Genomic DNA, 5,409 nt, shown 5'->3' with positions numbered 1-5,409 from the left:
TGTACAGGCCGCCTTTAATCAGAAACTTCTCAACATTCGATAAACATATCCACGTTAATGGCGGTCGCCAGCAAAAATCTGCATATTCTAAAATGTCGGCTTTTCGGTATTGGTCGATAGGCTTATCCTTGACGAGAAATGCCCAGAGCAGAAATTTCTCGACTTCAGAACGAAATCGCGTGAATGTGTGTTCTGATTTGTTGCGACCAATATAAGATAGAAATTCCTGACCCCATAGCCACGCTTTAGATTTCCATTGATCGGTATCGGCTAACACGGCTGCGAGGTCGGGAAACTCTTCAAGCTTTACAGCTTTGAGGTCTTTGTATGTCGGGTACAGCGGGACAGGTTTAGGAATAGCCATGGATTTTCCTGATATCTACAGATAAGAGTATATAATCGACTATCTGTATTCTAGCACCCCTCACGCCCTATTTCCAATACGTCACCGTATCGGATATTTTATAGCTATGACCTCCTCATGGTAATTCTAAAAAGCCATCTGAAATGAACGTCTTGCAGCTCAAGCAGGGAAAGAATAAAATCGTCGAATGAAAAAGCGCCTCACCTACATACTTATCCTTTCGCTGATGTTGTTTACCACATCGGGCTGGGGCAGCGTATTGCAGGCGGCCTATTGTGATCCAACAACGGCCGTTGCGGCTGAGCACATGACGCCGAACATGCAAACCACTGATATGCAGGGTGATTGCGATACACCAGCAAACTGCTGCTGTGTGGATAGCAATAATAGCTGTGAAAACATCGATTGTGGCATTGGCGGACTAACGGCAAGTTTTCTACCACCCCTCCCTATCGCAGCACTAGAGAAAATACCGGCATCCCCGACATTCTCCCTCCCGCTTCCGCCCAATCCAGCGTTTCAACGCTTACTGCACCGACCCCCAAAATTTTCATAATTTACTAATAGGCACCGGACAACGGTGCGTGGTTTGGCCTATTTATAGCGCCAAGCAAAAGGTATTTTATGAGGATTGCTTATGTTCGCCCAATATTGGTGGTGTATCGCCGCCCTGTCCCGACGTTTTGTTGTTGCGGTCGTCGCAGCCTTGCCCCTGATTTTTGCCCCAGCACTATATGCTGCTGAGGAATACCCCCACTCGGTAACGCTGTCATCGGCATCGGGTTCAACAATGTCTGCTCAGGCGCTCGTTGACGAAGCGCTGCGTGCCAACCCTGGGATAACTGCCCTTGAAGCTGCTGTTCGTGGTGCCGAAGCGCGCATTGTTCAGTCTACTGCCCTGCCTGACCCACAACTGTTTACTGCGGTTGCCCCTGACACTATCGGCGGTTACAACTCGCCGAACGGGCGCGGCAGCAATGTTCGATTGGAATTAACGCAAACGCTTCCATGGCCGGGAAAGCTTCGTTTACGCGGCGACGCGGCGACTAAAGCAGCGGAGGCAGAGCGTGGTAATCTCGCGCTGCGGCGGCTAGAGCTACGTACAGTGGCGCTCATCTACTATGCGCAGTGGAACTACATTCATCAGGCTATTACCATTAATGAGCGCAATAGCACCTTAGTTGATGAACTTCGTCGCGTGGCAGAAGCTCGCTACGCTGCGGGGATAACCAATCAACCAGACGTGCTGCTCGCAGAGGTAGAACTTCAGCATATTCGCCACCGAAGCGTTCAATTGCGACGGCAAATGGCGACCCTGCGTGCGCAAATAAACACCTTGCTCAATCGCAGTACTACCGCGGACATTGCGCTCTCAAACGCCCTCCCTCACCCAACGGCTATCCCTGATTTTGATACGCTACGGCTTATCGCCCTGAGTCAGCACCCCGGTCTAACAGCTGCCGAGCAACGAATAGCAGCGAGTCGCGATAGGGAACAACTTGCTGACAAAGATTTCTATCCGGATTTTAAATTATTCACTGGCTATAACAGCCTTTGGGATGAAACGGCCAAACGCTGGGTAGTCGGTATTGGTATTAACTTACCACTAGGACGGGATAAATATCGCGCCGCTAGAGATGAGTCCCGGGCGAACACCGTTGGTTGGCAGTCTGAATTAGATGAGCTGCGTTCACAGGTGCTAGGGGGTTTAGAAGAATCCCGTGTCCTCGTCAACGAAGCGCTGCATACCATAGCCCTATATGAACACGATTTATTACCGAGAACAGCCGAGAGTCTAAGTGCGACGCGCGCTGCTTATGGTGCAGGGGGCGGTCGTTTTAGTGAATTGATAAGCGCCGAGCAAGTTCATCTCGATGCCGAATTGAGCTTACAGCGCGCTCGCACTGATTACCAAATTGCAAAAGCCGCACTTGAGAACGCGCTCGGCGGGCCGTTGGCCTTGCCCAAAAGTAGCCAGCAGCACAGCAACATGGCGGCGAGTCAAAATAGCGCTACCGCAAATATCAAAACAAATATCACCTCGGAGCACGCACAATGAAACAGCGATTGCTTGTCAGCATCATTATTATTATGGTCGTGGCTTTAAGTTATTTTAGCTATGTTTATCGTTCATCTACCGATGTCTTCACTCAGCAAATGAATGACGCAAAAGAATATCGCACGGACGATTATCACATCGCCATTGCATTCAAGGATGACCTCCCCTCAGTGGGCAACAACACTGCCATTTTGCGATTGAGAGACACCAAGGGAAACCCCATTCCCGAGGCAAAAATTCGTGGGCAAGCAGAAATGGCGGCAATGGGCAGCATGCCGTCAATGCGAGCGCCCGTGGTATTTAATGAGGTTTCCCCCGGCATTTATACTGCCGAATTCGACCTCGCTATGCGCGGTGAATGGCCATTAAAATTACAAATCAGCAAAGACAATAAGTCAGCCGATCTCAGTTTTGATATGGCGACTGGACGCTCAGGCCTCACTATTAGTGGCGGCGGAGTATCAATTGCCGGTGAAATGCCCGTTAACGACAACCAAGCCACATTTCCCTCTACGCCAGGTGTCGACCTTAGTTTAAATAAGCAAGGTTTCTATACCGTTGGAAAATACCTTATCAAAGCGGCGTTATTAGAAAATGCCGAACTCCGCCAAGGTGATAATCCGCTGATAATTACTGTGCAGGACAGGCAGAGTAATGCGCTGAACAATCTCGATGTTCGCCTGCTAGTCAAATCAGCACTTGAGCAGTCGATGACAAACCCGGATGCCGAGGACACTCCAGCGCAAGACAATGCCGCCCTTGTGGCGTTGCTGCCAAGTACGGATGGCCATTACCACGGCACTATTGTCCTGCCACAAGCAGGGGATTACGACTTTGCTATCGACGTATCCAGTGACTTACTGGGCCACGGCGATTTAATTCTGACCGGCCAAACTGGCAGCAGCGAGTTACATGCTGCAACAGCAACACCTGCGGGAATTTCGCATTACACCTGCTCAATGCACACCTCAGTTCGCGCGGCCGCCCCGGGATCTTGCCCTATCTGCGGCATGGATTTAGTGCCGGTCAGCAAACAACAAACGCAGTCTGGAGTCATTAGTATTGATGCTCGCAGAAGACAATTAATCGGCATAAAAACGGCGACAGCAGAATACCGAGAGCTCAGTAAATCGATCACGGCGGTGGGACGTATTGCCTACGACCAGCACAGTGCTAGCGAAATAAATTTGAAATTTGATACCTGGATTGGTGAGTTAAAAGCGGATTTTATTGGTGCCCGTGTCGAGCGTGGCCAAGTACTGTTCACGGTTTACAGCCCAGAACTGCTATCAGCACAACAAGAGTATTTAGAAACTCGAGGTCGATTAGAAAGTCGTGGATCAGACGACAGCTTGCTAAAGGCCGCCCGCTCCCGCTTAAGTCTATGGAATATTTCTAATGCTGACATACGCGCACTAGAGCAGCGCGGTAGGCCAATCGAGTTTCTGCCAATTTACGCCGAGAAAAGTGGCGTCGTGGTGAATAAATCCATCGTGAGTGGCAGCTATGCGAAAGCCGGCAGTATGCTGCTGCAATTGGCTGATCTCTCGACTATTTGGGTTGAGGCGGAGGTCTATGAAGCGGATTTGTCGTTACTGGAAAAGGGAATGTCCGCTACCGTTAGTATGCAAAACCTCAGTGATCGAGAATACAGCGCTAAGATTAATTACATTTACCCAAGCGTCAATCCCCTCACCCGCACCACTCGCATTCGATTAATTCTCGACAACAGCGATGGCGAGCTCAGGCCGGATATGTACGCTCAGGTTCACTTCAACAAGGAATTAGGTAAACGCCTTTGGGTGCCAGACGAAGCCGTCATGATTGCGGGAGAAACCCGTGTTGTATTTGTGGATTTAGGAAGCGAGGGGAAAATAAAACCCGTCTTAGTCAACACTGGCCAGAGAACAAAAGGCTGGATAGAAATTACAGAGGGCTTATCCGGCGGTGAACAGGTAATCACGTCTGGTAATTTCTTAATTGCCGCTGAAGCGAAACTGAAAACGGGGATTGCGCAATGGTAAATCCTCAAAGCAATCATCCGCAGGGTTTTCTTGCGTCGCTAATTAGCTTTTGTGCCCGTAACTGGCTACTCACAATATTGCTGTGTGTGGGAGCATCACTCTGGGGTTGGCGCTCTCTCATGGCCGCGCCGCTCGACGCAATTCCCGATATGTCAGACACCCAAGTCATTGTTTTTACCGACTGGCCGGGGCGCAGTCCCGATTTAGTGGAAGATCAAATAACCTACCCGTTAAGCACCACCCTGCTCGCAGCACCTGAAGTGAAATTTGTGCGTGGCCAAAGCTTTATGGGGTTGTCGTTTGTCTACGTCATTTTTGAAGATGGCACCGATATTTATTGGGCGCGTTCACGCGTATTGGAATACCTCAATAGCGCCAGTGCGGATTTGCCAGACGGCGTTACCCCGACCTTAGGGCCGGATGCGACTGGGGTTGGCTGGGTTTATCAATATGCCCTTAGTGACAAAACGGGGAACACTAGCCTCTCAGAATTGCGCAGCCTGCAAGACTTCAATTTACGCTATGCGTTGGAGGCGGTACAAGGTGTTGCGGAAGTGGCATCCGTTGGCGGATATGAAAAAGAATATCAGGTTAATATCGACCCTGACCGTTTGGCCGCCTATAACATTCCGCTACAAAAAGTCGCCGCTGCACTACGACGCTCAAATAATGATGTGGGTGGCAGGGTTCTAGAAATATCAGGCCACGAGCATTTTATTCGTGGTAGAGGCTACATCACCTCAACGGCAGATCTAGAAAGCGTCGTGCTAAGCACAACCGGCGATGGTATTCCTGTAAAGGTGTCAGACATTGCGACCGTGTCACTAGGGCCCGCAATGCAGCGCGGCAGTGCCGAGCTTAATGGCGAAGGCTTAGCCGTCGGCGGCATCGTGGTCATGCGCTTTGGCGAAAATGCCTTAGACGTCATAAATCGAGTTAAAGCTCGCTTGGAGGAGGTTAAG

4 protein-coding genes and 1 pseudogene are annotated in these 5,409 nt (G+C 50.2%); 4 read left to right on the top strand and 1 reads right to left on the bottom strand.

Features of this window, described 5'->3' with window-relative positions; translation table 11 throughout:
• A pseudogene (locus tag ABYP33_RS17145) lies at positions 1-364 on the bottom strand (site-specific integrase); the annotation flags it as partial.
• A gap of 187 nt (positions 365-551) precedes the next feature.
• Here ABYP33_RS17145 and ABYP33_RS17140 point away from each other — a divergent pair.
• From ABYP33_RS17140 to ABYP33_RS17125, 4 genes are all read left to right on the top strand, one after another.
• Positions 552-920: a hypothetical protein gene (locus ABYP33_RS17140; RefSeq protein WP_159268325.1), complete on the top strand. Its 369-nt coding sequence runs from the start codon at positions 552-554 to the stop codon at positions 918-920.
• An 81-nt stretch (positions 921-1,001) separates the two neighbouring features.
• On the top strand, positions 1,002-2,423 hold the full coding sequence (locus ABYP33_RS17135) for a TolC family protein (protein WP_373092371.1): 1,422 nt from the start codon (positions 1,002-1,004) through the stop codon (positions 2,421-2,423).
• Positions 2,420-4,447, top strand: coding sequence for an efflux RND transporter periplasmic adaptor subunit (locus ABYP33_RS17130; protein ID WP_373092370.1), 2,028 nt, complete (start codon positions 2,420-2,422; stop codon positions 4,445-4,447). The genes ABYP33_RS17135 and ABYP33_RS17130 overlap by 4 nt, the downstream gene beginning before the upstream one ends.
• Positions 4,441-5,409 (top strand): efflux RND transporter permease subunit (locus ABYP33_RS17125; RefSeq protein WP_373092369.1); only part of this gene is annotated, 969 nt, incomplete at its 3' end. The genes ABYP33_RS17130 and ABYP33_RS17125, both read left to right, overlap by 7 nt.

Source organism: Zhongshania sp. (genome assembly GCF_041584495.1).
GTDB lineage: Bacteria > Pseudomonadota > Gammaproteobacteria > Pseudomonadales > Spongiibacteraceae > Spongiibacter.
Note: the sequence above shows the minus strand (reverse complement) of the source record. Positions and strands in the feature narration are given on the sequence as shown.